Here is a 22,612-nt window from a genome sequence, read left to right as displayed (position 1 = left end):
GCAAGCGGCCAGTTGAATCAGCCCTTGCTGGTGTTCTGATCGTCGGCGAGGACCAGATCGACACGATCGAGCAAGTCGCGCACCTGTTCACGGGTCGAACCGCTGGCCTGGATATCCGGACGCTCTTCTTTGTGCAAGAGGTCGTGGGTGATGTTCAGCGCGGCCATCACGGCGATACGGTCGGCACCGATGACTTTGCCGCTGCTGCGGATCTCACGCATCTTGCCATCCAGATAGCGCGCGGCACTGACCAGATTGCTGCGTTCTTCCTGCGGGCAGATGATCGAATACTCTTTGTCGAGGATCTGCACGGTGACGCTATTGCTTGAACTCATGAGTCTTGCTCCAGGGCCTTGAGGCGCGAAATCATCGATTCGACCTTACGCCGGGCGATTTCGTTTTTTTCAATGAGGTGAGCGCGTTCCTCGCGCCAGGTCTTTTCCTGAGCTAGTAAGAGTGCATTTTGACTCTTTAGTTGCTCGACTCGGCCAATCAACAGTTCGAGTCTGGCCATCAGCGCTTGCAGGTCGGTGTCTTCCATTGTGTCCACGTGTTCGTCTGATGGGAGGTAGCTGGCGGACAGCCTTTAATAGTCTTGGCGAGTCTGTCGATGTAGGATACAAGGCCTTCATTCTAGACATAGCGCCGTCTGGCGCCTAGCTGCCCATGATCATTGCGAATTCCCCGTACCAAGCCTTTGCCACCCTGCTGACTGCCAGCGGCCACAACGTCTCGCCTGCCGAACTGCATGGCGTGCTGCTCGGACGCAGTTGCGCCGGTGCCGGCTTCGATAAAGAAGGCTGGTTGATCGACGCCGCCGAACTGCTCGAAGGTGACATCCAGGACAACGTCCGCAACGCCCTGATCGGCCTGCAAGAGATGGTTAAAGGCGAGCTGACCGGCGACGACGTCACCGTCGTTCTGCTGCTGCCAACCGACGACGCGCCGCTGGCCGACCGCGCCGCTGCACTGGGCGAGTGGTGCCAAGGCTTCCTCAGCGGTTTCGGCCTGAACTGCCGCGACAGCAGCATGCTCAGCACTGAAGCCACCGAAGTGCTGCAGGATCTGGCAGCGATCTCCCAGGTGCAAGACGCCCTGGAAGAATCCGAAGACGGCGAAACCGACTACATGGAAGTCATGGAGTACCTGCGCGTTGCGCCGCTGCTGCTGTTCTCGGAAACCAAGAAAACCGACGTGCCGCCAGCCGCCAAGCCGTCGCTGCATTAATCGCGTGCCAGGGAAAGCCATCTGCCCATGATCCATATCCCGAAAGCGGAATACAGCCGTCGCCGCAAGGCCCTGATGGCGCAGATGGAACCCAACAGCATCGCGATCCTGCCCGCCGCCGCGGTCGCCATTCGCAACCGCGACGTCGAGCATGTCTACCGTCAGGACAGCGACTTCCAGTACCTCAGCGGATTTCCCGAGCCGCAAGCCGTCATCGTTTTGATGCCCGGCCGTGAGCATGGCGAATACGTGCTGTTCTGCCGTGAGCGCAACGCCGAACGCGAATTGTGGGACGGTTTGCGCGCCGGGCAGGAGGGCGCGATCCGCGACTTCGGTGCCGATGACGCTTTCCCTATTACCGACATCGACGACATCCTCCCGGGCCTGATCGAAGGCCGCGACCGGGTGTATTCGGCGATGGGCAGCAACCCTGAATTCGACCGTCACCTGATGGACTGGATCAATGTGATCCGCTCCAAGGCGCACCTCGGCGCCCAGCCGCCGAACGAATTCGTTGCCCTGGATCATCTGCTCCACGACATGCGTCTGTATAAATCGGCGGCAGAAGTGAAGGTGATGCGCGAAGCCGCACGGATCTCGGCGCAAGCCCACATCCGTGCGATGCAGGCCAGTCGGGCCGGGCTCTACGAGTACAGCCTCGAAGCCGAACTCGACTACGAGTTCCGCAAGGGCGGGGCGAAGATGCCGGCCTACGGCTCGATCGTCGCCGCCGGACGCAACAGCTGCATCCTGCATTACCAGCAGAATGACGCGCTGCTCAAGGACGGCGACCTGGTGTTGATCGATGCCGGTTGCGAGATTGACTGCTACGCCAGCGACATCACCCGCACCTGGCCGGTCAACGGCAAGTTTTCGCCCGAGCAGAAAGCGATCTATGAGTTGGTGCTGGCCTCGCAGGAAGCAGCGTTCGCCGAAATCGCCCCGAACAAACACTGGAATCAGGCGCACGAAGCCACGGTTCGCGTTATCACCACGGGGTTGGTGAAACTCGGTTTGCTGCAGGGTGAGGTCGACGAATTGATCGCCAACGAAGCCTATAAAGCGTTCTACATGCACCGCGCCGGCCACTGGCTGGGCATGGATGTGCATGACGTTGGTGAGTACAAGGTCGGCGGCGAATGGCGAGTGCTCGAGGTCGGCATGGCGCTGACCGTAGAGCCGGGCATCTACATCGCCCCGGACAATCAGAACGTCGCGAAAAAATGGCGCGGCATTGGTGTACGTATCGAGGACGACGTGGTCGTGACCAAAACAGGTTGTGAAATCCTCACCAGCGGCGTGCCGAAAACCGTCGCTGAAATCGAAGCGCTGATGGCGCAAGCAAGGACCCACGCGGCATGAGTCGAGTCAATCTGGCAATCATCGGTGGCGGTCTGGTCGGCGCCAGTCTGGCGTTGGCCTTGCAGGCCGGAGCCAAGGCGCGTGGCTGGAGGATCGTCCTGATCGAGCCGTTTGCACCGGGCGACAGCTGGCAGCCGAGCTACGACGCACGTTCGTCGGCGCTGTCCTTCGGCTCGCGGCAGATTTATCAACGGCTGGGCGTGTGGCAGGAAATCTCCCGTCGCGCCGAGCCGATCAAGCAGATTCATGTTTCTGACCGTGGCCGCTTCTCCACCGCGCGTCTGTCGGCGATGGAAGAGGGCGTACCAGCGCTCGGTTACGTGGTGGAAAATGCCTGGCTCGGCCAGTGCCTGTGGCAGCACATCGACAAAGACGTGATCAGCTGGCGTTGCCCGGCGGAGGTCACACGCATGGAACCGCTGCCCGATGGCTATCGCCTGACCCTCAATGATGAAACCACCCTTGAATGCGACCTCGCGGTGCTCGCCGATGGCGGTCGCTCCGGTCTGCGCGAGCAGCTAGGCATTAACGTGCGCAAGCGTCCGTACAACCAGAGCGCACTGATTGCCAACATCACCCCGAGCGAAGCGCACAACGGCATGGCCTTTGAGCGTTTCACCGACGAAGGGCCGATGGCCTTGCTGCCGCTGCCGGAAAACCGCTGTGCTCTGGTCTGGACCCGTTTGGGCATGGACGCGCAGCGTCTGGCCGATTTGAGCGAGCGTGATTTCCTCAGCGAATTGCAGGGCGTATTCGGTTATCGCCTCGGCACGTTGAAACAGGTTGGCGCACGGCATTTGTATCCGCTGACGTTGGTCGAGGCCGAAGAGCAGGTGCGCTCGCATCTGGCTGTGCTCGGCAACGCGGCGCACAGCCTGCACCCGATTGCCGGGCAGGGTTTCAACTTGTCACTGCGTGATGCCGATGCCTTGGCCGCCGCGTTGTTGTCCAGTGAAAAGCCGCTGGGCGACTTCGCCACATTGCAGGCTTATCGCGAGCGTCAGCGTCTCGATCAGGACCTTACCGTCGGTTTCTCCGATCAGGTCACACGGCTGTTCGGCAGCACGCAGCCATTGGTTTCGCTGGGGCGTAACATCGGCCTGCTCGGTCTCGATCTGTTGCCGCCGGCCAAGCGCTGGTTTGCCCGTCAGGCCATGGGTCTGGGAACGCGACCGGATGCTTAAGTGGTTGACCGCTAAATTCGGCAAGGCGCGGTTGATGCGCTGGGTGATGACGTTCTACCCGCCGTATCTTGGCGCCGGTGTACGGGTTCGGCATATCAGCGATGATTTCCGCGACGTTCAGGTGTCGATGGGGCTGGGCTGGTACAACCGCAACTACGTCGGCACCCAGTTCGGCGGCAGCCTGTATTCGATGGTCGACCCGTTTTTCATGCTGATGCTCATGGAAAACCTCGGCTCGAAGTACATTGTCTGGGACAAGGCTGCCGATATCGATTTCATTGCGCCGGGCAAAGGCCCGGTGTTCGCCCGCTTCAATATCGACGAGACCTTGCTCGCCGAGATTCGCCGGCAAACCGCCAATGGCGAGAAATACCTGCCGCAGTTGCAGGTCGACATTCATGACGGCGCCGGCAATCTGGTGGCGCGGGTCGGTAAAACCCTTTACGTGCGGCTCAAGCCGCAAGCGAGACAGGCTTAAAGCATGGAAATGCGCGCAGATCTGCTGATTGTCGGAGCCGGAATGGTCGGCAGCGCCCTGGCGTTGGCGTTGCAGGACAGCGGGCTGGAAGTCCTGCTGCTCGACGGCAGCCCACTGAGCGTCAAACCGTTCGACGCCGAAGCCGCATTTGAACCGCGTGTGAGCGCGCTGTCGGCAGCCAGCCAACGCATCCTCGAACGCCTCGGCGTGTGGGACGGCATCGCCAAGCGCCGCAGCAGCCCGTACACCGACATGCACGTCTGGGACGGCAGCGGCACCGGGCAGATCCATTTCTCGGCGAGCAGTGTGCACGCCGAGGTGCTGGGTCATATCGTCGAAAACCGTGTGGTGCAGGACGCCTTGCTCGACCGTTTGCACGATTGCGATCTGGGCATGCTCGCTAATGCGCGGCTGGAACAGATGCGCCGCTCGGGCGATGACTGGTTGCTGACGCTGGCTGACGGTCGTCAGTTGCGCGCGCCATTGGTGATCGCCGCTGACGGTGCCAACTCGGCCGTTCGCCGCCTCACCGGGATGGCCACGCGCGAGTGGGATTACATGCACCACGCCATCGTCACCAGCGTGCGCAGCAGCAAGTCGCACCAGATGACCGCGTGGCAGCGCTTTACCGATCACGGGCCGTTGGCGTTTCTGCCGCTTGAGCGTGACGGGCAGCAGGATTGGTGTTCGATCGTCTGGTCGACCACGCCGGGCGAAGCCGAGCGCTTGATGGCGCTGGATGAAGCGGCGTTCTGCCGAGAGCTGGAGCGCGCCTTTGAAGGTCGCCTCGGCGCAGTCGTCAGTGCCGATCCGCGACTGTGCGTGCCGCTGCGTCAGCGCCATGCCAAGCGCTATGTGGCCGAAGGGCTGGCGCTGATCGGCGATGCGGCGCACACCATTCACCCGTTGGCGGGGCAGGGTGTGAACCTCGGTTTCCTTGATGCTGCGGTGCTGGCCGAAGTGCTGTTGCAGGCGGCCGAGCGTGGCGAGCGCTTGGCGGAGGTGAAGGTGCTGAGCCGTTACGAGCGCCGGCGCATGCCGCACAACCTGGCGCTGATGGCGGCGATGGAAGGGTTTGAGCGGTTGTTTCAGGCTGATCCGTTGCCGGTCAGGTGGCTGCGCAATGCCGGGTTGAAGCTGGTGGAGCAGATGCCGGAGGCGAAGGCGCTGTTTGTGCGTGAAGCCCTCGGGTTGACCGGTGATCTTCCGGCCCTCGCCAAACCCTGATCTCTTCGTTGCTGCTGATGGCCTCATCGCGAGCAGGCTCACTCCTACATTTGGAATGCGTTCCCCTGTAGGAGTGAGCCTGCTCGCGATGGCGCCCGGCCAGGCACCACAATTTTCAAACTGTGCAACATCTGGTAACTCCTTCAAAAAGAGTTCGATTGAGGTGGTAAATGTGAGTCCTTATCATTTGGCCCACATTTTCCGACCGAGAGACCACTCCCATGTTGGCACCCAAGCGTCTTCTGACCGCACTGGCCCTGACCCTGATCGGCAGCACAACGGCCCAGGCCGCTGATGAGGTGGTGGTTTACTCGTCGCGCATCGATGAGCTGATCAAACCGGTCTTCGATGCCTACACCGCCAAGACCGGGGTGAAGATCAAGTTCATCACCGACAAGGAAGCGCCGCTGATGCAGCGCATCAAGGCCGAAGGTGAGAACGCCACCGCCGACCTGCTGCTGACCGTTGACGCCGGCAACCTCTGGCAGGCCGAGCAGATGGGCATCCTCCAGCCGTTCACCTCGAAAACCATCGACGCCAACATTCCACTGCAATATCGCTCGTCCACTCACGCCTGGACCGGCCTGAGCCTGCGCGCGCGGACCATCGCCTACTCCACCGAACGGGTGAAGCCGGGCGAGCTGACCACCTACGAAGCACTGGCCGACAAGAACTGGGAAGGGCGCCTGTGCCTGCGTACGGCGAAGAAGGTCTACAACCAGTCGCTGACCGCGACCATGATCGAAGTCCATGGCGCCGAGAAAACTGAAAAGATCCTCAAGGGCTGGGTCAACAACCTCTCCACCGACGTGTTCTCCGATGATGTCGCGGTGCTCGAAGCGATCAACGCCGGGCAATGTGATGTCGGCATCGTCAACACTTACTACTATGGCCGCCTGCACAAGCAGAAGCCGGAACTGCCGGTGAAGCTGTTCTGGCCGAATCAGGCCGACCGTGGCGTGCACGTGAACCTGTCGGGCATTGGCCTGACCCAGTACGCGCCGCACCCGGAAGCGGCCAAAGCTTTGGTTGAATGGATGACCACGCCAGAGGCGCAGAAGATTTTCGCAGACGTGAACCAGGAGTTTCCGGCCAACCCGGCGGTGGCGCCTTCGGAAGAAGTGGCGGCGTGGGGCAAGTTTGTCGCTGACACCTTGCCGGTGGAAGTGGCGGGCAAGCGTCAGGCTGAAGCGATCCGGATGATGGATCGGGCGGGTTGGAATTGAGGCTTTTTCGATAGATTTGTCTGCTTCAAGATCGCAGCCCCTCACCCCAGCCCTCTCCCAAGGGAGAGGGAGCCGATCTGTGTTGGATTCAAATCCTGAGTTCAACTCGATATCTCAGGTCGATGTAGCTTGAACCAACGCCTCGGTCAGTCCCCTCTCCCTCCGGGTGAGGGAGCCGATCTATGTTGAATTTAAATCCTGAGTTCGGCTCGATGTTTCAGGTCGGCGTAATTCCCATAAACTACGCGGTCAGTCCCCTCTCCCTCCGGGAGAGGGTTAGGGTGAGGGCAACAATCCCAACCTGAAATACCCAATCCAAGAACACCTCAATCCCCCCAGAGATTCAAAAGTGGCCCACCCCGCCCAACGCCGCTGGTATCCCATCGTCTTCGCCATCGCCGCGCTGGTGCTGTTGCCCCTGAGCGTTCTGCTGCTCTCCTGGCAGACCATCGATCAACAGATCTGGTCGCACCTGTGGCAAACCCAGATGCCGCGCCTGCTGGGCAACACCCTGACGCTGGTCGTTGGCGTCGGTGTAGGTGTGACGCTGCTGGGTGTCAGCCTCGCCTGGCTCACCAGCCTCTGCGAATTCCCCGGCCGGCGCTGGCTCGACTGGGCGCTGATGCTGCCTTTCGCCATTCCCGCCTATGTGCTGGCCTTCGTTTTCGTCGGCCTGCTCGACTTCGCCGGCCCTGTGCAGACCCTGCTGCGCGAATGGTTCGGCAGCGGCCTGCGGCTGCCGCGCGTGCGCTCCACCGGCGGCGTGATCATCGTGCTGGTGCTGGTCTTCTATCCCTACGTTTATTTGTTGGCGCGCACCGCATTCCTCGCTCAGGGCAAAGGCCTGATGGAAGCGGCGCGGGTGCTTGGCCAATCGCCCTGGCAAGCGTTCTGGCGTGTGGCGTTGCCGATGGCGCGTCCGGCCATTGGCGCCGGCGTGGCATTGGCGCTGATGGAAACCCTGGCGGATTTCGGCGCGGTCTCGGTGTTCAACTTCGACACCTTTACCACCGCCATCTACAAGACCTGGTACGGCTTCTTCAGCCTGTCGAGTGCGGCGCAGCTGGCCAGTCTGTTGCTGCTGGTGGTGATGCTGGTGCTCTACGGCGAACGTCGCGCGCGTGGCGCCAATCGGGCGGGCAACGAGCGACCACGGGTGAAAGCCCTGTATCACTTGCGCGGGCTCAAAGCGTTCGCGGCGATGAGCTGGTGCGCACTGGTGTTCGCCTGCGCCTTCGTCATTCCGCTGCTGCAACTGATCGTCTGGTTCTGGCAGCGCGGCCGTTTCGATCTGGACGAGCGCTACGCCGGGCTGATCCTGCACACCTTGTATCTGGGCGGCATGGCGGCGCTGATTACCGTAAGCGTCGCGTTGCTGCTGGCCTTCGCTCGGCGACTGGCGCCGACGCCCGCGATCAACTCCGGCGTTGGCCTAGCCAATCTCGGTTACGCCTTGCCGGGTTCGGTGCTGGCGGTGTCGATCATGCTGGCGTTCAGTTACCTGGATCGCGAACTGGTGATTCCACTCTCCGGTTGGCTCGGCGGCGCGGGCAAACCGCTGCTGCTTGGCAGTCTGGCGGCGTTGCTGATGGCCTATCTGGTGCGTTTTATTGCGGTGGCGTACGGGCCGCTGGAAAGCAGTCTGGCGCGTATACGGCCGTCTTTGCCCGAAGCAGCACGTAGCCTGGGTGTCAGTGGGCCGCGACTGTTTTTCAAAGTGTATCTGCCGCTGTTGCTGCCCGGCACGCTGAGCGCGGCGCTGCTGGTGTTCGTCGATGTGCTCAAGGAAATGCCCGCGACCCTGCTGATGCGCCCGTTTGGCTGGGACACGCTGGCGGTGCGGATCTTTGAAATGACCAGTGAAGGTGAATGGGCGAGGGCGTCTTTGCCAGCGCTGACCCTGGTTCTGGTCGGTCTACTGCCGGTCATCGGACTGATCCGCCGCTCGGCGCATCGAAACACTTAGTCGTCAGTCCTGAATCATGCGGCTACAATGCGCGGCATTCGGTGCGGTTCGTCTGACAGACCCGTTCGCTGAAATCGGCTGAAAGCCTTCTATTTCGCGGCTTTCATCCCGTACAGCGGCTGTCCGCACCTTCGCCACGCCCGGAAGGAGAAACCCATGGGACAGCGTACGCCTCTGTATGACCTGCATCTCGCCCTCGGCGCGAAGATGGTCGATTTTGGCGGTTGGGACATGCCACTGCATTACGGCTCGCAGGTCGAGGAGCATCACGAAGTGCGCCGCGATTGCGGGGTGTTCGATGTTTCCCACATGACCGTGATCGATGTCACCGGCACCCAGGCCAAGGCCTGGCTGCAGCATTTGCTGGCCAATGATGTCGACCGCCTGCACCGCCCCGGCCGTGCGTTGTACAGCACCATGCTCAACGAGCGTGGCGGCATCGTCGATGACATGATCGTCTACCGCCTCGACGACGCTTATCGACTGGTGTTCAACGCTTCGACCCGCGATCAGGATCTGGCCTGGATGAACGCGCAGCGCGGCGATTACGACGTGCAACTGCACGAGCGCTCCGAGCTGGCGATGCTCGCCATCCAAGGCCCACAGGCCCGGCACAAGATTGCCGAACTGGTGACCCAGTCTCGCGCCACGCTGATCCAGCACCTCAAACCCTTCGAAGGCTATACCGACGGTGACTGGTTCATCGCGCGTACCGGTTATACCGGTGAAGATGGGCTGGAAATCTGCCTGCCGGCCAATCAGGCGCCGGGGTTCTTCAACGATCTGGTCGGTGCCGGCATTTCCCCGATCGGCCTCGGTGCGCGCGATACCCTGCGGGTTGAAGCCGGGATGAACCTCTACGGTCAGGACATTCACCAAGACGTTTCGCCACTGGCCTCGAACATGGCCTGGAGCATTGCCTGGGAACCGGCCACCCGCCAATTCATCGGCCGTGCTGCGCTGGAGGCGGAGAAAGCTGCCGGCATTGCGCACAAACTGGTTGGTCTGGTCCTGGAAGAACGTGGTGTTTTGCGCGCTCATCAAGTGGTTCGCATCGCCGATGTTGGCGAAGGGGAGATCACCAGTGGTAGTTTCTCTCCTACGCTGAGCAAATCGATTGCCCTGGCGCGTGTTCCGATGGCAACTGCCGACCGCGCCGAAGTGGAAATCCGTGGCAAGTGGTACCCGGTACGGGTGGTCAAACCGACCTTCGTACGCCATGGCAAAACTTTGATCTAACCTTTTTCCGGCGGGCATGACCGCTGACCCAATTCCTGAGGACACCGAAGATGAGCAATATTCCCGCTGAACTGCGTTTTGCCGAAAGTCATGAATGGGCACGTCTGGAAGCCGACGGCACCGTCACCGTGGGCATCAGCGATCACGCGCAGGAAGCGCTGGGCGATGTGGTGTTCGTCGAGTTGACTGAACTGGGTAACAAATTCGCCGCTGAAGATCAGGCGGGTGTGGTTGAGTCGGTGAAAGCCGCTTCCGACATTTACTCGCCGATCGCCGGTGAAGTCATCGCCGTCAACGAAGAACTGAGTGTTTCTCCGGAACTGCTGAACTCCGATCCGTACGGTGCGTGGATCTTCAAACTCAAGCCAGACAATGCAGCTGATCTGGACAAGCTGCTGGATGCCGCTGCCTACAAGGCTGCCATCGGCGAGTAATTGCCCGGCTACACCGCAAAGCCCCGACTTGTCGGGGCTTTTTTATGGGCGTCTGTCAGGCGTTGCGCAACACCGTTTTCACCGCAGCGACCGAGCGCTCGACATCCTCCTTGCTCATCGCGGTAAACATCGGCAGCGACACGATCAGCCGCCCGACACGCTCGGCCACCGGCAACATCCCCTCGTTGAAACCGCGCTCGCGGTACAGACTCAGCAAGTGAATCGGCGGGTAGTGATAGCCGATCCCGATACCATGCGCCTGCATCTGCTCCATGAACGTCGCCCGCGCAGGCAAGCCGTCCTTGCGCTCCGGCAGTACCAGTTGGAACAGGTGCCAGTTGCTGTTGGTGAAATCCGCCGGCGGCAGTTGGGCGCCATAGGTCGCTTCAAAGTCAGCGCCAAAGCACTGGAAATAATGCCGCGCCAGTTCACGCCGATGCGCCGTCAGCGCTTCGATATGAGCAAACTGGCCCAGACCGATCGTGGCAGCGACATCGGTCATGTTGAACTTGCCGCCCAGGACATCGACGTCCAGGCCATCGAAACCGTTGCGGGTTACGCCCTGCAAGCGGTACTTCTCCGCTAGCCGCGCTTCCTCAGGTGTGTTCAGCACCAGACAACCCCCCTCGGCGCAGGTGACGTTCTTGTTCGCCTGAAAACTGAACGACACGAAGTCACCGGTGGCGCCGATGCGCTGGCCGTTCCAGCTCGAGCCCAGCGCCTGGGCGGCGTCTTCGACGATGCGCAGATTGTGTTTGCGCGCGATGGCGTACAGGCGATCCATGTCTACGGGCAGACCGGCGAGGTACACCGGAATCACTGCTTTGGTGCGTGGGGTAATGGCCGCTTCCAGTTGGTCCAGGTCGATATTGCGGGTCTGCGGATCGATGTCGGCAAACACGGGTGTGGCGCCGACTTCAAGGATCACGTTGGCTGTGGCCACCCAGGAAATCGGCGTGGTAATCACTTCGTCTCCGGGCCCGATGCCGGCGATGCGCAAGGCGATTTCCATGGTGCAGGTGCCGGAATTGAAGGTGCGCACCGGGCGCCCGCCAAAATATTCCGACAACTGTGCTTCGAAGGCCTGAACCTTCGGCCCGCTGGTGATCCAGCCGGAACGCAAGACTTCGCCCACAGCGGCAATCGTCGCTTCGTCGATGACAGGTTTGGAAAACGGCAGAAACGGCAGTGTGCTCATGAGGCTTTGATCATCCGCGAGTTGAACGCCTGACGCAGGCGCCACAGCATGGCCCGGAACGCCCTCGGCCGCCAAGCCGTGCGCGACGATATCGACTGCTATGCTGGTTTGACCGTGTTGCATTGACGCCGAGCGCCAGCCAAGAGAGAGCCCGTCATGTCCCAGTTGCCGTCCCTGAGCCAGTTACGCGACCCCGACGCTTTTTTGCGCCGTCACCTCGGCCCCGATGCTGCCGAACAACAGGCGATGCTCGACAGCCTCGGCCTCGGCAGCCGGGTCGAACTGATCGAACAGACTGTACCGCCGGCCATCCGCCTTAACCGCGCACTGGATCTGCCGCCGGCCCTCGACGAACAAGCGGCGCTGGCCAGACTGCGCGGTTACGCCGAGCAGAATCAGGTCTGGACCAGCCTCATCGGCATGGGCTATCACGGCACCCTCACGCCCACGGTCATCTTGCGCAACGTCCTGGAAAATCCCGGCTGGTACACCGCGTACACCCCGTATCAACCGGAGATCGCCCAGGGCCGGCTCGAAGCGTTGCTGAATTTCCAGCAACTGACCATCGACCTCACCGGTCTGGAACTGGCCAACGCGTCTTTGCTCGATGAGGCCACGGCGGCGGCGGAAGCCATGGCGTTGGCCAAACGCGTAGCCAAATCGAAGAGCCATCTGTTCTTCATTGATGAGAACTGTCATCCACAAACCATTTCGGTGGTGCAGACCCGCGCCGAAGGTTTCGGCTTCGAATTGATCGTCGATGCTGTGGATAATCTCAAACAGCACCAAGTGTTCGGTGCGCTGCTGCAATATCCCGACACCCATGGCGAGGTGCGTGACCTGCGCCCGCTGATCGACCATTTGCATGCGCAGCAAGCGCTGGCCTGCGTCGCCACGGACCTGCTGAGTTTGCTGTTGCTGACGCCGCCGGGTGAGTTGGGCGCCGATGTAGTGTTCGGTTCCTCCCAGCGATTCGGTGTGCCGATGGGTTATGGCGGCCCGCACGCGGCGTTCTTTGCCAGTCGCGAGGAATACAAACGGGCGATTCCGGGGCGGATCATCGGCGTGTCGAAAGATGCCCGGGGCAACGTTGCGTTGCGCATGGCGCTGCAAACCCGCGAACAACATATCCGCCGCGAGAAGGCCAACTCGAACATCTGCACGGCTCAGGTGTTGCTGGCCAACATCGCCAGTTTCTACGCGGTGTATCACGGGCCAGAAGGCCTGAAACACATCGCCCAGCGCGTGCATCGGCTGACCTGCATTCTGGCCGCAGGGCTTGAGCGCAAAGGAATCAGTCGGGTCAATGCGCAGTTCTTCGACACACTGACGCTGGACGTCGGCGGTGCGCAAACGGCGATCATCGAAAGCGCTCAAGCCGCACAGATCAATCTGCGGATTCTCGGGCGCGGTCGGGTCGGGCTGAGTCTCGATGAGACCTGCGATGAGAGTACCGTGGCCAAGCTGTTCGATGTCCTGCTTGGCGCCGATCATGGGTTGAACGTCGATGAACTTGATGCGGAGCCCCTAAGTTCGGGCATCCCCGACAACCTCCAGCGCAACACACCGTACTTGCGCCACCCGGTGTTCAACGCCCATCACAGCGAAACCGAGATGCTGCGCTATCTCAAACAACTGGAAAACAAGGATCTGGCGCTCAACCAGTCGATGATCCCGCTGGGCTCCTGCACCATGAAACTCAACGCCGCCAGCGAAATGATTCCGATCACCTGGCCGCAATTCGCCAACCTGCATCCGTTCGTGCCGCGTGAGCAGGCGGTCGGTTATACGCTGATGATCGAGGAGCTGGAGCGCTGGTTGTGCGCAATCACCGGGTTCGATGCGATCTGCATGCAGCCCAACTCTGGCGCTCAGGGCGAGTACGCCGGGCTGCTGGCGATCCGCAAATACCACGAGAGCCGTCAGCAGGGGGCGCGGGAGATCTGTCTGATTCCGTCCTCGGCCCATGGCACCAACCCGGCTTCGGCGCAAATGGCCGGGATGCGTGTGGTAATCGTCGAGTGCGATGAAGCGGGCAACGTCGATCTTGAGGATCTGCAAGCGAAAGCCGCCGAGGCTGGGGATAAGTTGTCGTGCCTGATGGCGACCTATCCGTCGACCCACGGTGTGTACGAGGAGGGCATCAGCGAGATCTGCGAGGTTATCCACAAGTACGGCGGTCAGGTCTATATGGACGGCGCCAACCTCAACGCGCAGGTTGGGCTGACGCGGCCGGCAGACATTGGCGCCGACGTGTCGCACATGAATTTGCACAAGACTTTTTGCATTCCCCATGGCGGCGGTGGGCCGGGCATGGGGCCGATCGGTATTGGTGCGCATCTGGCGCCGTTCGTCGCCAATCATCCAGTGGTGCCGATCGACGGGCCACTGGCGCAGAACGGCGCGGTCAGCGCGGCGCCCTGGGGCAGCGCGAGCATTCTGCCGATCAGCTGGATGTACATCGCCATGATGGGCCCGCAACTGGCGGATGCCAGCGAGGTGGCGATTCTGGCGGCGAACTATCTGGCGCAGCATTTATCCGGCGCATTCCCGGTGTTGTACACCGGGCGCAACGGGCGGGTCGCTCACGAATGCATTCTCGACCTGCGGCCCTTGAAGGCGCTGACCGGTATCAGCGAAGAAGACGTCGCCAAGCGCCTGATGGATTACGGCTTCCATGCGCCGACCATGTCCTTCCCGGTGCCGGGCACGTTGATGGTCGAGCCGACCGAGAGTGAATCCAAGGCTGAACTGGATCGTTTTATCGGTGCGATGCTGAGCATTCGTGCAGAAATCACCGAAGTGCAAAACGGCAACTGGCCGGCCGAGGACAACCCGTTGAAACGAGCGCCGCATACCCTGGCGGATGTCACCGGAGTTTGGGAGCGGCCCTACAGCATCGAGCAGGGCATTACCCCGGATGCGCACACCAAGGCGCACAAGTATTGGCCGGCGGTGAATCGAGTGGATAACGTTTACGGCGACCGAAACCTGTTCTGTGCCTGCGTACCGGTGGATGATTACCGCTGAACTCTCTGGTGGCACATCGTCCCCTGTAGGAGTGAGCCTGCTCGCGATAGCGGTGTATCAGGCAAATTCTCCGGTGACTGATTCACCGCTATCGCGAGCAGGCTCACTCCTACAAGGGATTGTGGTAAGCCTGAAATCCGGGCAAAAAAATGCCGCTCTGTTGAGCGGCATTTTTGCTTCGGCGAACGGCTTACTCGGAAGCCACGGCGTTCTTCGCCAGGATCGCATTCGCCAATTCCATATCGGTCGCCTGCAGGCCTGGATTGTCGGCGCGGACTTTCTGCATCGCCGCTTCCAGATACGGTCCGCGAATACCGCCATCACTGGCAACGAAGCTGCCGGCATCGTCCTGCGCGGCGATGATCAGCTTGTGATCCTTGAAGGTCAGGTAGGTCGAACCGGTAGTGGCACCGGACGAGATGACGTTACGCCAAAAGCTGTCCGCCATGGCCGAACCAACGGGAAGGGACAGCAAGGCCAGAGTGGCGACAGCAAGTTTGAGACGCATGATGAGATGACTCCAGGGGGTTAACTAGGGCCTTGGATCGCCATTCCCCGATCCGGTTCCGTGGCGGCTTACTTCTGCTCGCTCTGCGGCGTCACCCGCAGCACTTCTTCCACCGTCGTCAGCCCTGCTGCGACTTTCTGTGCCCCGGACAGACGCAAACTGCGCATGCCTTCCTTGAACGCCTGCCGACGAATCGCCGTGAGGTCGGCGTCCGGGGTGATGAACGCCTTGAGGCTGTCGCTCAGTTGCATGATTTCGTAGACCCCGGCGCGGCCTCGATAGCCGGTATCACGGCATTCCACGCAACCGATGGCGCGTTGTGCGTTGCCCGGTAGCGGCGCTTGCCACGGGCGGGTCAGGGTTTGCCAATCCTCTTCTTCCAGCGTTAGCGGCGCTTTGCAGTGCGGGCACAGGGTGCGCACCAGACGCTGGGCCATGACACCTAGCACGGTGGCCTTGATCAGGTAATGCGGCACGCCGAGTTCGAGCAGACGACTTATTGCGCTGGGGGCGTCATTGGTGTGCAGCGTCGACAAGACCAGGTGCCCGGTGAGCGCCGCCTGAATCGCCATTTCAGCGGTTTCCAGGTCACGGATCTCGCCGATCATGATGATGTCCGGGTCCTGCCGCATCAGCGCGCGCACCCCGGCGGCGAAACTCAGGTCGATGTTGTGCTGCACCTGCATCTGGTTGAACGCCGGCTCGACCATTTCGATCGGGTCTTCGATGGTGCAGAGGTTCACTTCCGGCGTCGCCAGTTTTTTCAGCGTGGTGTACAGCGTGGTGGTCTTGCCCGAACCGGTCGGCCCGGTGACCAGAATGATGCCGTTGGGCTGGCGGGTCATGTCCTGCCAGCGGCGCAGGTCATCGGCGCTGAAACCCAACTGGTCGAAATCCTTGAGCAGCACTTCCGGGTCGAAAATCCGCATGACCATTTTTTCGCCGAACGCGGTGGGCAGCGTCGAAAGGCGCAGCTCCACTTCACCGCCGTCCGGGGTCTTGGTCTTGACCCGGCCGTCCTGGGGTTTGCGTTTTTCGGCGACATTCATCCGCCCGAGGCTTTTCAGGCGACTGACAATTGCCATAGTCACCTGCGGCGGGAATTGATAGACGTTGTGCAGCACGCCGTCGATGCGAAAGCGCACCGTGCCGTGTTCACGCCGAGGCTCGATGTGGATATCGCTGGCGCGCTGCTGGAAGGCGTACTGGAACAGCCAGTCGACGATGTTGACGATGTGCGCATCGTTGGCATCCGGCTCCTGATCGCTGGCGCCGAGGTTGAGCAGTTGTTCGAAGTTGCCAAGGTTACCGCTCTGCTGATCGGCATTGCTGGCGCCGCTGACCGATTTGGCCAAGCGGAAGAACTCGACGCTGAAGCGCTGGATATCCGCCGGGTTGGCCACCACCCGTTTGATCGGCAGTTTCAATACGTGGGTGAGATCGGCCTCCCAGCCGGTGACATAAGGCTGGGCGCTGGCCACGGTCACCGAATCGCGGTCGACCGCCACGGCGAGAATCTTGTGCCGTTGTGCGAAGGCGTAGGACATCAACGGTGTGATCGCGGCGACGTTGATCTTCAACGGGTCAATACGCAAGTACGGTTGGCCGGCCTGTTGCGCCAGCCACAGGGTCAGGCTTTCCAGGTCGAGGTGTTTGCCCGGACGGCTGAGGTCGTCCAGTTGCTGGCTGGCGATGAATTCCAGTGGATGCATCTGGCCATGGACGGCGTGGCGACGACGGGCATTCAGCGCCTGCTCGGCCGCGTCCTGGCCGATAAAGCCTTGGGCGACCAGTTCACGCAGCACCTCGTTGAGTTCCAGCCAGCGGTCCTGAGTGGCAAGTTGAACGGACATGCGGGCTTCCTTTTGAGCGACAGTGCGCAAAAGGATAGTCGCGGCCCCGCAGACCGTTGGGCCACTACCCGATGAAGCCGTTGCCGGATTTGTCAGCCAGCGGCTTGCACGGGGGCATCCCAAGCACTGTCGGCGTTTTGCAGATTGACCGAGCAGACGCTGATCAGGTTACGAAGTTTTTCCGCGATCACTTGCGCGCGATGCCAACTGAGACCGCCCATGACCAGGTCGATCGACAGCAGATCATCCATGCGCTGCACATTGACCTGCTCGGGCGTGAGGAACTGCAGTGCGAACAGGTTGAGCACCCGCACCAGCAGATCCGGCTCGGCCTCGGCGAGGATCTGATACTGCGCCAGGCAATGGGCGTTGCTGACGTTCCAGACGTCGGCGCGGGTAGGCGAGGTGGTTACGGCTTCGAGGTGCGGCATGGCGAGTCTCCAAAATCTCTGGAGGAATTTTTACATTCGTTGACGGGTATTTCTTGGCTATGATCGGCGTTATTGGCGAATGATCGAAACGATCAATTCGAAAGATCGTGGATTAGAGGTTTTTCTATGCACAGTGAGCTGGACGGCTACGACCGCAAGATTCTCGCCCTCCTGCAAGAGGACGCCTCGTTGTCGAGCGCGCAGATCGCCGAGCAGGTCGGGCTGTCGCAATCGCCGTGCTGGCGGCGGATTCAGCGGATGAAGGAAGAGGGCATCATTCGTGGCCAGGTGACCTTGCTTGATCGCAAGAAGATTGGCCTGAATACGCAGATCTTTGCCGAGATCAAACTCAACGCCCACGGGCGTTCGAACTTCACCGAGTTCACCGAAGCGATTCGCGGCTTTCCGGAAGTGCTGGAGTGCTATGTGCTGATGGGGGCGGTGGATTTTTTACTGCGGATTGTTGCGGCGGACATCGAGGCGTATGAGCGATTCTTTTTCGAGAAGCTATCGCTGGTGCCGGGGATTCAGGAAGTGAATTCGATTGTGGCGTTGTCGGAGATCAAGTCCACCACAAGCTTGCCGGTTTGAAGTAAGGCGGCTGGCCTCTTCGCGAGCAGGCTCGCTCCCACAGGGAATTGCATTCCAAAGTGGGAGCGAGCCTGCTCGCGAAAGCGGTGTTACATACGCAGGAGCATTTTCCACGCGCGATTCTGGTAAACCGCAATCGCCTGTTGCTTGCGCGCGTCGAGCAGTTCGTCAGTGATTGTCGGCTCGTTGGCCAGTTGCGCCAGTTTATTCAGTTCGCCGTACAAACGATCCATTTCCGGGATTTCCAGCACGTTGCGCGCGTGGTGCAGCCAGACCTGAATGCGCTCGATACGCGGCAGTTGCTCAGCCAGATCTTCTGGCTGCTGCTGATAACGCTGCAGTTGCAGAGCAGTGGCTTCTTCGCCCAGCAGACGCGGCAACCAACTGTGCAACTGCGCACCGCCCTGACGATTGCCACGCACGTTGCGCTCGGCGGTCCAGGTGCGAGCCAGCAACCAGCGTGACGTGCTCAGCGAGAACAGACCCCAGCGCGGATCTTCCAGTTCTTCGAGGAACTGCTCCGGCGCAGCCTTGCGTACGTCTTCATCTTCGATGCCGGCCTGTACCAGCGGACGCCAGTCTTCCAGCAATGCATCAAGCGCGACGCGCAAATCGTGAGTCGACTGACGCGGCGCGGCCTGGCCGAGGCTGCTGAGCAGGGCGCGCATTTCCGCGAGGTTCTCGACCCAGTCGAGCAACAGGCGCCAGTGGCCGTTGAAACGATATTGTTCAGCCAGACGCTGGCTGCTGCCGAGCAAATGCCAGCTCAGCGCGGCGAAGGCGTCGTCGAGTTGGGTTTCCGGGGTCAGCTCCGGCGCCGGCAGGCTCAACGAGTAGCTGTTGGCGTCGTATAGACGGTAGCCGCGCTCAGCCTTGCTGATGTCACACGGCATCAACGCCAGGGTTTCAGCCAGTTCGGCGGCCAGTTCCAGCAGCGCGGCAGGCTCGCCTTCGCGCAGTTCCAGTTCCAGCTCGCAGATTTCTTCTTTCTGCTTGCCGACGACAACGTGGCCGAGATCCAGCGCGGCTTCGATGACCACTTTGCTCTTGCCACGGCCCCAAGCGATTTCGGCGCGTTCGCGGACGAAATCGGTGGTGAAGATCGGCTTCAGGGTTTTCTTGTCCAGCTCGGCCAGCGACTCGGGCCAGCATTCGCCGTCGAGTTTCTTCACGTCGAGCTTGGCTTTCGGCAACTTCCAGTCGTATTCATTGCGCTCGGACAGACCGGCGACGCTCTGGCCACGGGTCTTGAGGGTTTGAATGACTTCGTCACCGTCCTTGCGCAGGCGCAGGGCGACTTTGGCCTGGGCCAGATCGCGCTCAGGGGTGTCGAAGTACTGGTTCATCAACTCACGGCGTTCCCAGCCACTTTTGTTGCGTTTTTTCAGTAACGGGTGCTCGCGCAGCGCAGCGAGGGTTTCGCGGCTGACGCGGAGTTTGATTTCGGTTTCTTTCTGCATGGCCGGAAAATCCAGGATCGGGAGCGCAGCCGGGGAATATGTGGCTGCCAAGGCCGTGCAGTGTACAGGACTGATTCGTCCTACGCCCTGCGGCGGTTTATTCCTGACGCCGGATGGTTCTATGATGGACTTCAAATCGGGAGTTGGAGTCAGCGATGCCTTTGCCGTCCATGCAAGACCAGTTCGCTGCGCTGATCGCCGCGCCATCGGTCAGCTGTACCCAACCGAACCTCGACCAATCCAACCGCGCGGTGATCGATTTGCTCGCCGGCTGGCTGGGCGACCTGGGTTTCAATTGCGATATCCAGCAGGTCAGCCCCGGCAAATTCAACCTGCTCGCCAGTTTCGGCAGCGGCCCCGGCGGGCTGGTGCTGGCCGGGCACAGCGACACGGTGCCGTACGACGATGCGTTGTGGCAGACCGACCCGCTGAAACTTACCGAAGTTGATGGCCGCTGGGTTGGCTTGGGCAGTTGCGACATGAAAGGGTTCTTCGCGCTGATAATCGAAGCCGTGCAGCCGCTGCTCGATCAGCCGTTCAAGCAGCCGCTGCTGATCCTCGCCACCTGCGATGAAGAAAGCTCGATGTCCGGCGCCCGTGCACTGGCCGAGGCCGGGCGTCCGCTGGGTCGTGCGGCGGTGATCGGCGAGCCGACCGGGCTCAAACCGATCCGCATGCACAAAGGCATCATGATGGAGCGCATCGACATTCTCGGGCAGAGTGGCCATTCGTCGGATCCGCGCCTGGGCCACAGCGCCCTCGAAGCGATGCACGATGCGATCGGCGAACTGCGCGGCCTGCGCCTGCTGTGGCAGCGCGAATTCAATAATCCGCAGTTCAGCGTGCCGCAACCGACGATGAACTTCGGCTGCATCCATGGCGGCGATAATCCCAACCGTATCTGCGGCCAGTGTTCGCTGGAATTCGACCTGCGGCCATTGCCGGGCATGGACCCGAAAGTCCTGCGCGCAGAGATTCTGCGCAAACTCAACCCGGTCGCCGAACGCCACCAGGTGAAGATCGACTACAAACCTTTGTTTCCGGAAGTGCCGTCGTTCGAGCAGGCCGAAGACGCTGAACTGGTGCGCATTGCTGAAAAGCTCACCGGCCACAGCGCCGAAGCAGTAGCGTTTGGCACCGAAGCACCTTATCTTCAGCGCCTTGGTTGCGAAACCATCGTGCTCGGCCCTGGCGACATTGCCTGTGCGCATCAACCCGGCGAGTACCTTGAAATGTCACGTTTGCAGCCTACCGTGCATCTATTACGGCAACTGATTGAACACTACTGTCTGACCGCTGACGAACGATGATCCACCACTGTGGGAGCGAGCCTGCTCGCGAAAGCGCCATTTCAGACACCTCGATGTCGACTGATACACCGCTTTCGCGAGCAGGCTCACTCCTACAAGGGATCTATGTTTTGCCCGATCAAACGCTGTAAATTGCCAGCAACCCAACCCGTATTCATGAGGAGAGCGCGCGTGTCGCCAAGCCTGTTCCGACGATAACCATCAGCCCGCTGTGCGTTTTCCGTTTCGCCCCTTTTTCGGCTGCTATTTATTACAGGCCCAGGTTCATGCCCGAATACGTCAATTGGCTTCGTCACGCGTCCCCTTATATCAATGCCCACCGCGACTGCACCTTCGTCGTCATGCTGCCTGGCGACGGTGTGGAGCATCCGAATTTCGGCAACATCGTCCACGACATCGTCCTGCTGCACAGCCTCGGCGTGCGCCTGGTGCTGGTGCACGGTTCGCGCCCGCAGATTGAAACCCGCCTTGCCGCCCGTGGCCTGACCCCGCATTACCACCACGGCATGCGCATCACCGATGCCGCAACCCTGGAATGTGTAATCGATGCAGTCGGCCAATTGCGCATCGCCATCGAAGCACGTTTGTCGATGGACATGGCTTCGTCGCCGATGCAGGGCTCGCGTCTGCGCGTGGCCAGCGGCAACCTCGTTACCGCGCGGCCGATCGGTGTGCTGGAAGGCGTCGACTATCACCACACCGGCGAAGTGCGCCGGGTCGACCGCAAGGGCATCAATCGCCTGCTCGACGAGCGTTCGATCGTGTTGCTGTCGCCGTTGGGCTACTCGCCGACCGGTGAAATCTTCAACCTCGCCTGCGAAGACGTCGCCACCCGCGCCGCTATCGACCTGGGCGCGGACAAGCTGCTGCTGTTCGGGGCTGATCTCGGTTTGATCGACGAGAACGGCAAACTGGTGCGTGAGTTGCGTCCACAGCAAGTGCCGGCGCATTTACAGCGTCTGGGCAGCAGCAATTATCAGGCGGAACTGCTTGATGCCGCTGCCGAGGCTTGCCGTGGCGGTGTGGCGCGCAGCCATATCGTCAGTTACGCCGAGGACGGCGCGCTGCTGACCGAGCTGTTCACCCGTGACGGTGGCGGTACGCTGGTCGCGCAAGAGCAATTCGAACTGGTGCGTGAGGCGGCGATTGAAGACGTCGGCGGTTTGCTCGACTTGATCAGTCCGCTGGAAGAGCAGGGGATTCTGGTGCGTCGTTCGCGCGAAGTGCTGGAGCGTGAGATCGAGCAGTTCAGCGTGGTCGAGCGTGAAGGCATGATCATCGCCTGCGCGGCGCTGTATCAGATTGCCGATTCCGATGCCGGTGAGCTGGCGTGCCTGGCGGTGAATCCGGAGTACCGTCATGGCGGTCGCGGCGATGAACTGCTGGAGCGCATCGAAACCCGGGCGCGGGCGCAGGGTTTGAAGACCTTGTTCGTCCTCACCACGCGCACCGCGCACTGGTTCCGTGAGCGTGGGTTCGAACCGAGCAGCGTTGAACGCCTGCCAGCGGCGCGGGCTTCGCTGTACAACTTTCAGCGTAATTCGAAGATCTTCGAAAAGACCCTTTGATTCATCAGGGTGTGGCGAGTGGGGGCCGGCTGCGAGGTCCTCACATTGCTGCACCTGTTGTGCATTCCAAGCTGAACCTCTCCTACTGATTCCCCTCCGCTGAAATCCCCGGCTGAAATGACTTGGTTCATTCCGGCAAGGACGACGGCTGCGCCGTGCGTGAAAAAATTCTGCCGACACATAAACTGTAACAATTGATCCGGATAGTGCGCTGGGTTAGCTGCTGGGGTGATGAAACTGTTACAGGATTGCTTCAGGGCAAACTCGCTAAACAGGGCAGCTTAATACTCTTCAGGAATTAATCGGCGCGTTGTTGTGGG

At 61.0% G+C, this 22,612-nt stretch carries 20 protein-coding genes; 13 read left to right on the top strand and 7 right to left on the bottom strand.

Annotated features, from left to right (window positions below; all coding sequences use genetic code 11):
• Positions 1-17: 17 nt before the first annotated feature.
• Both HU754_RS28960 and HU754_RS28955 read right to left on the bottom strand, forming a co-directional pair.
• The gene (locus HU754_RS28960; protein WP_093429754.1) at positions 18-335 is read right to left on the bottom strand and encodes a cell division protein ZapA; all 318 of its coding nucleotides are present in this window, start codon (positions 333-335) and stop codon (positions 18-20) included.
• Complete coding sequence (locus HU754_RS28955; protein WP_007911197.1) at positions 332-541, bottom strand: TIGR02449 family protein; 210 nt, start codon at positions 539-541, stop codon at positions 332-334. Before HU754_RS28955 ends, HU754_RS28960 begins: the two co-directional genes overlap by 4 nt.
• A 125-nt stretch (positions 542-666) precedes the next feature.
• On the opposite strand from HU754_RS28955, the gene HU754_RS28950 reads away from it, so the two are divergent.
• From HU754_RS28950 to gcvH, 9 genes are all read left to right on the top strand, one after another.
• A complete protein-coding gene (locus HU754_RS28950) occupies positions 667-1,227 on the top strand; it encodes a YecA/YgfB family protein (protein WP_186620104.1) in 561 nt (186 codons plus the stop codon).
• Positions 1,228-1,254: 27 nt separating this feature from the next.
• The gene (gene pepP, locus HU754_RS28945) at positions 1,255-2,589 is read left to right on the top strand and encodes a Xaa-Pro aminopeptidase (RefSeq protein ID WP_186620103.1); all 1,335 of its coding nucleotides are present in this window, start codon (positions 1,255-1,257) and stop codon (positions 2,587-2,589) included.
• Positions 2,586-3,773, top strand: coding sequence for a 2-octaprenyl-6-methoxyphenyl hydroxylase (gene ubiH / locus HU754_RS28940; protein ID WP_186620102.1), 1,188 nt, complete (start codon positions 2,586-2,588; stop codon positions 3,771-3,773). The genes pepP and ubiH overlap by 4 nt, the downstream gene beginning before the upstream one ends.
• Positions 3,766-4,251 (top strand): DUF4442 domain-containing protein, encoded by a 486-nt coding sequence (locus HU754_RS28935; protein ID WP_095049393.1) that lies wholly within the window; start codon positions 3,766-3,768, stop codon positions 4,249-4,251. The genes ubiH and HU754_RS28935 overlap by 8 nt, the downstream gene beginning before the upstream one ends.
• 9 nt (positions 4,252-4,260) lie before the next feature.
• Positions 4,261-5,478 (top strand): 2-octaprenyl-3-methyl-6-methoxy-1,4-benzoquinol hydroxylase, encoded by a 1,218-nt coding sequence (locus HU754_RS28930; RefSeq protein WP_186620423.1) that lies wholly within the window; start codon positions 4,261-4,263, stop codon positions 5,476-5,478.
• Positions 5,479-5,699: 221 nt separating this feature from the next.
• A complete protein-coding gene (locus HU754_RS28925; protein WP_093429760.1) occupies positions 5,700-6,704 on the top strand; it encodes an extracellular solute-binding protein in 1,005 nt (334 codons plus the stop codon).
• Between the two features lie 349 nt (positions 6,705-7,053).
• Complete coding sequence (locus HU754_RS28920; RefSeq protein WP_186620101.1) at positions 7,054-8,670, top strand: ABC transporter permease; 1,617 nt, start codon at positions 7,054-7,056, stop codon at positions 8,668-8,670.
• 156 nt (positions 8,671-8,826) lie between these two features.
• On the top strand, positions 8,827-9,909 hold the full coding sequence (gcvT, locus tag HU754_RS28915; protein WP_116254279.1) for a glycine cleavage system aminomethyltransferase GcvT: 1,083 nt from the start codon (positions 8,827-8,829) through the stop codon (positions 9,907-9,909).
• A gap of 50 nt (positions 9,910-9,959) precedes the next feature.
• On the top strand, positions 9,960-10,343 hold the full coding sequence (gene gcvH, locus HU754_RS28910) for a glycine cleavage system protein GcvH (protein WP_186620099.1): 384 nt from the start codon (positions 9,960-9,962) through the stop codon (positions 10,341-10,343).
• Between the two features lie 55 nt (positions 10,344-10,398).
• Here the strand turns inward: gcvH and HU754_RS28905 are convergent, their stop codons facing one another.
• A complete protein-coding gene (locus tag HU754_RS28905) occupies positions 10,399-11,541 on the bottom strand; it encodes a DegT/DnrJ/EryC1/StrS family aminotransferase (RefSeq protein WP_186620098.1) in 1,143 nt (380 codons plus the stop codon).
• 156 nt (positions 11,542-11,697) lie between these two features.
• Here HU754_RS28905 and gcvP point away from each other — a divergent pair, with 156 nt between their 5' ends.
• Entirely contained in the window at positions 11,698-14,571 is a 2,874-nt protein-coding gene (gcvP, locus tag HU754_RS28900; RefSeq protein ID WP_186620097.1) for an aminomethyl-transferring glycine dehydrogenase, read from the top strand.
• Positions 14,572-14,761: 190 nt separating this feature from the next.
• On the opposite strand, the gene HU754_RS28895 is transcribed toward gcvP, so the two are convergent.
• The 3 genes from HU754_RS28895 to HU754_RS28885 all read right to left on the bottom strand — a co-directional run bounded on the left by HU754_RS28895 (position 14,762) and on the right by HU754_RS28885 (position 17,363).
• A complete protein-coding gene (locus tag HU754_RS28895; RefSeq protein WP_171057234.1) occupies positions 14,762-15,082 on the bottom strand; it encodes a DUF2388 domain-containing protein in 321 nt (106 codons plus the stop codon).
• A 65-nt stretch (positions 15,083-15,147) separates the two neighbouring features.
• Positions 15,148-16,932, bottom strand: a complete 1,785-nt coding sequence (tfpB, locus tag HU754_RS28890) for a type IV pilus assembly ATPase TfpB (protein ID WP_186620096.1) — start codon at positions 16,930-16,932, stop codon at positions 15,148-15,150.
• Positions 16,933-17,024: 92 nt separating this feature from the next.
• Complete coding sequence (locus tag HU754_RS28885; RefSeq protein WP_186620093.1) at positions 17,025-17,363, bottom strand: ACT-like domain-containing protein; 339 nt, start codon at positions 17,361-17,363, stop codon at positions 17,025-17,027.
• A gap of 126 nt (positions 17,364-17,489) precedes the next feature.
• Here HU754_RS28885 and HU754_RS28880 point away from each other — a divergent pair, with 126 nt between their 5' ends.
• On the top strand, positions 17,490-17,954 hold the full coding sequence (locus HU754_RS28880; RefSeq protein WP_095119879.1) for an Lrp/AsnC family transcriptional regulator: 465 nt from the start codon (positions 17,490-17,492) through the stop codon (positions 17,952-17,954).
• Between the two features lie 89 nt (positions 17,955-18,043).
• Here the strand turns inward: HU754_RS28880 and HU754_RS28875 are convergent, their stop codons facing one another.
• Entirely contained in the window at positions 18,044-19,414 is a 1,371-nt protein-coding gene (locus tag HU754_RS28875; protein WP_099757466.1) for a CYTH domain-containing protein, read from the bottom strand.
• A 155-nt stretch (positions 19,415-19,569) separates the two neighbouring features.
• Here HU754_RS28875 and argE point away from each other — a divergent pair, with 155 nt between their 5' ends.
• Positions 19,570-20,724, top strand: a complete 1,155-nt coding sequence (gene argE, locus HU754_RS28870) for an acetylornithine deacetylase (protein WP_186620092.1) — start codon at positions 19,570-19,572, stop codon at positions 20,722-20,724.
• 266 nt (positions 20,725-20,990) lie between these two features.
• The gene (gene argA / locus HU754_RS28865) at positions 20,991-22,292 is read left to right on the top strand and encodes an amino-acid N-acetyltransferase (RefSeq protein WP_064116338.1); all 1,302 of its coding nucleotides are present in this window, start codon (positions 20,991-20,993) and stop codon (positions 22,290-22,292) included.
• The last annotated feature ends 320 nt before the right edge of the window (positions 22,293-22,612 follow it).

It is taken from the genome of Pseudomonas zeae, assembly GCF_014268485.2.
In the GTDB taxonomy this organism is placed as follows: Bacteria; Pseudomonadota; Gammaproteobacteria; order Pseudomonadales; family Pseudomonadaceae; genus Aquipseudomonas; species Aquipseudomonas neuropathica.
Note: the sequence above shows the minus strand (reverse complement) of the source record. Positions and strands in the feature narration are given on the sequence as shown.

Excerpts from the sequence above, each read along its gene's own strand:
- HU754_RS28960 (WP_093429754.1), bottom strand. The coding sequence starts at position 335 with ATGAGTTCAAGCAATAGCGTCACCGTGCAGATCCTCGACAAAGAGTAT.
- HU754_RS28930 (WP_186620423.1), top strand. The coding sequence starts at position 4,261 with ATGCGCGCAGATCTGCTGATTGTCGGAGCCGGAATGGTCGGCAGCGCC.
- HU754_RS28885 (WP_186620093.1), bottom strand. The coding sequence starts at position 17,363 with ATGCCGCACCTCGAAGCCGTAACCACCTCGCCTACCCGCGCCGACGTC.
- pepP (WP_186620103.1), top strand. The coding sequence starts at position 1,255 with ATGATCCATATCCCGAAAGCGGAATACAGCCGTCGCCGCAAGGCCCTG.
- argA (WP_064116338.1), top strand. The coding sequence starts at position 20,991 with ATGCCCGAATACGTCAATTGGCTTCGTCACGCGTCCCCTTATATCAAT.
- tfpB (WP_186620096.1), bottom strand. The coding sequence starts at position 16,932 with ATGTCCGTTCAACTTGCCACTCAGGACCGCTGGCTGGAACTCAACGAG.
- HU754_RS28950 (WP_186620104.1), top strand. The coding sequence starts at position 667 with ATGATCATTGCGAATTCCCCGTACCAAGCCTTTGCCACCCTGCTGACT.
- ubiH (WP_186620102.1), top strand. The coding sequence starts at position 2,586 with ATGAGTCGAGTCAATCTGGCAATCATCGGTGGCGGTCTGGTCGGCGCC.
- HU754_RS28955 (WP_007911197.1), bottom strand. The coding sequence starts at position 541 with ATGGAAGACACCGACCTGCAAGCGCTGATGGCCAGACTCGAACTGTTG.
- argE (WP_186620092.1), top strand. The coding sequence starts at position 19,570 with ATGCCTTTGCCGTCCATGCAAGACCAGTTCGCTGCGCTGATCGCCGCG.
- gcvT (WP_116254279.1), top strand. The coding sequence starts at position 8,827 with ATGGGACAGCGTACGCCTCTGTATGACCTGCATCTCGCCCTCGGCGCG.
- HU754_RS28905 (WP_186620098.1), bottom strand. The coding sequence starts at position 11,541 with ATGAGCACACTGCCGTTTCTGCCGTTTTCCAAACCTGTCATCGACGAA.
- HU754_RS28935 (WP_095049393.1), top strand. The coding sequence starts at position 3,766 with ATGCTTAAGTGGTTGACCGCTAAATTCGGCAAGGCGCGGTTGATGCGC.
- HU754_RS28875 (WP_099757466.1), bottom strand. The coding sequence starts at position 19,414 with ATGCAGAAAGAAACCGAAATCAAACTCCGCGTCAGCCGCGAAACCCTC.
- gcvP (WP_186620097.1), top strand. The coding sequence starts at position 11,698 with ATGTCCCAGTTGCCGTCCCTGAGCCAGTTACGCGACCCCGACGCTTTT.
- HU754_RS28925 (WP_093429760.1), top strand. The coding sequence starts at position 5,700 with ATGTTGGCACCCAAGCGTCTTCTGACCGCACTGGCCCTGACCCTGATC.
- gcvH (WP_186620099.1), top strand. The coding sequence starts at position 9,960 with ATGAGCAATATTCCCGCTGAACTGCGTTTTGCCGAAAGTCATGAATGG.
- HU754_RS28880 (WP_095119879.1), top strand. The coding sequence starts at position 17,490 with ATGCACAGTGAGCTGGACGGCTACGACCGCAAGATTCTCGCCCTCCTG.